The organism is Streptomyces prasinopilosus (assembly GCF_001419695.1).
Classification (GTDB): Bacteria; Actinomycetota; Actinomycetes; order Streptomycetales; family Streptomycetaceae; genus Streptomyces; species Streptomyces prasinopilosus.
This window is the reverse complement of sequence record NZ_LIRG01000391.1, coordinates 1-1,289: the sequence shown is the minus strand read 5'-3', so window position 1 is coordinate 1,289 and position 1,289 is coordinate 1. Positions and strand designations below refer to the sequence as shown.

At 71.3% G+C, this 1,289-nt stretch carries 2 protein-coding genes; both read right to left on the bottom strand.

What is annotated here, in order from left to right:
• Positions 1–94 precede the first annotated feature (94 nt).
• Positions 95–427, bottom strand: coding sequence for a small basic family protein (locus AOK18_RS17235; RefSeq protein ID WP_055597844.1), 333 nt, complete (start codon positions 425–427; stop codon positions 95–97).
• Entirely contained in the window at positions 424–1,272 is an 849-nt protein-coding gene (locus tag AOK18_RS17230) for a DUF881 domain-containing protein (protein WP_079105055.1), read from the bottom strand. The genes AOK18_RS17235 and AOK18_RS17230 overlap by 4 nt, the downstream gene beginning before the upstream one ends.
• Positions 1,273–1,289 lie beyond the last annotated feature (17 nt).

The following is a 1,289-nucleotide window of genomic DNA, read 5'->3' as shown; positions in this document are numbered from 1 at the left end:
CCGGGGGCCGTGTGCGGCCCGGCCGGCGGCTCGGTCGTCATCCTGTCGTCCTGGCGGGGGTGCTCGTGCTCGTGGTCCTGGTCGCTCATCGGTCTCACGCCCGGAACACGTGCCGGCGGATCGCCGCGGCGTTGGAGAAGATCCGGATGCCGAGGACGACCACCACGCCCGTGGACAGCTGGGCGCCCACGCCCAGCTCGTCGCCGAGGAAGACGATCAGCGCGGCGACGACCACGTTCGACAGGAACGACACCACGAAGACCTTGTCGTCGAAGATGCCGTCGAGCATGGCCCGGAGCCCGCCGAACACGGCGTCGAGGGCCGCCACGACGGCGATCGGCAGGTACGGTTCGACGACCGCCGGAACCTCGGGCCGGACCAACAGGCCGACCACGACTCCCACGACGAGGCCCAGTACGGCAATCACGGTGTGCCTTTCTCAGGTGCGGTCTCGGTTGTCGGGCGAGCGGTCCGGACGATCACGCTCGGCGCGGCGGGCAGCCGCAGCTCGTCCTCCACCGAGAGGGCGGTACGGATGTCGTAGCTCTCCTGCAGGGCCTGCAGGTACAACCCGTCCGAGCTGTTCTGGAACCGGCTGCTCAGCCGGTGGCCGTCCCCCACGGCGAAGACCGTGTACGGCGGCACCAGCGGCCGGTTGTCGACCAGTATCGCGTCTCCCGCCGCCCTGATCGCCGAAAGGGCGGTCAATCGCTGCCCGTTGACGGAGATCGCCTCGGCGCCGGACTCCCACAGGCCGTTGACCACGCGCTGCATGTCCCGGTCACGGACCCGCCCGGTGTCGGAGAACCCGGTGGTCGAACGGGCGTCGCCGTCTCCGCCGCCGCTCGCGTCCTTGGCGTCGTTCACCACGAGCTTCACGCCGGGCCCGTGCACCGCGACAGCGCCCGCCAGAAGGCCCACCAGGTCGGTGCGGTCGCTCTGGCCGCTGCGCCTGAGCGCCTCGCTCCGGCGCGCGCTCACGTCGGCGCGGAGGGCGTCGATACCGTCCTCGAGCTCGTCCGCCGCCTCGGTCTCCCGGTCGATCCTGTCGATCAGTTCCTCGCGCTCCTTGGCGACGACGGGAGCCTCCACCCTGGCCTGCGCGGCTCCGACGGTCACCACCAGGGCGGCGAGCACCAGGCCGCCGGCGAGGCCCAGTTTCGCCCTGAGGGTCTTCGGCATGCCTCCGTTGCCGTCGGCCTGCTTCCGCGCGGCAGCCTCGGCGTATCCCTCGTCGAGGCTGTGGTCCATCACGTTGGTGATCAACGACATGGACGCGTCCGGGCGCG

Coding starts and splice junctions, on each gene's coding strand:
- AOK18_RS17230 (WP_079105055.1), bottom strand. CDS start 1,272: ATGTCGTTGATCACCAACGTGATGGACCACAGCCTCGACGAGGGATAC.